Here is a 797-nt window from a genome sequence, read left to right on the forward strand (position 1 = left end):
TACGAGGAGTCCCCGGTGAACAGGTCGAGGTAGCCGTTCTTCCCGCCGTACTTGAAGGCGTCACAGGGGGGCTGGGGCACCGTCTCCCAGACCGACTCCTGCGGGCCGCGCTGGAAGGTGTTGAGGTACGAAGGACCGCCGGCCGACGGACCGCCCTCGCAGGTGCCGCCCGGGGTGTCGCCGTAGCCGTAGACGTTGTCGACGTCCTCGATCCAGTGCATGCCGTAGACGTCGTCCGTGCCGTACGCCGACTTCAGCTCGCCCGCGATCGGGTCGGAGCCCACCGCGACCGAGGGGTCGAGCTTCGCCGGGTACTGGTCGGGGGTGTCCTCCTCGGGCGCGTAGGTGGCCGGCTTGGAGGCGTTGTAGAAGGAGTTGGTCGGCTGGTCGGCGTGGGTGGGGATCATGTACTTCTCCATCAGCGCCCAGGCGCCGTTGAACTTCGACCAGTCGCCCGTCACCTTGCCGTACATCGCCTGCAGCCACAGCAGGTAGCTGTAGGTCTCCGAGGTGGTCTCGTGGCCGTAGTCGGGCGCCTCCACGATCAGTGTCTCCACCGAGTGGTACGGGATGCCCTGGGGCGAGAAGTAGCCGTTCGCGGGGTCGGTGATCTTGCCGTACAGGTCCAGGAAGCGGGCGTCGTACGTCTTGGCGGCGGCCAGCTCGGTCACGGTGACCGTGGCCTTGGCGTGGCCGGGCGCGGAGGCCGTGAAGGTCGCCGAGCCGGTGCCGGAGGAGTCCGCGGTGACGGTCACCTTCTGCGCGGTGTTCCAGTCGTCCGGGGTGAAGGTGAGCGA

1 protein-coding gene is annotated in these 797 nt (G+C 68.1%); it reads right to left on the minus strand.

What is annotated here, in order from left to right; all coding sequences use genetic code 11:
* Nucleotides 1–797 (minus strand): glycoside hydrolase family 48 protein (locus IE249_RS37840; protein ID WP_308434374.1); only part of this gene is annotated, 797 nt, incomplete at both ends.

Source organism: Streptomyces anandii JCM 4720, from assembly GCF_014650655.1.
Lineage (GTDB): Bacteria > Actinomycetota > Actinomycetes > Streptomycetales > Streptomycetaceae > Streptomyces > Streptomyces anandii.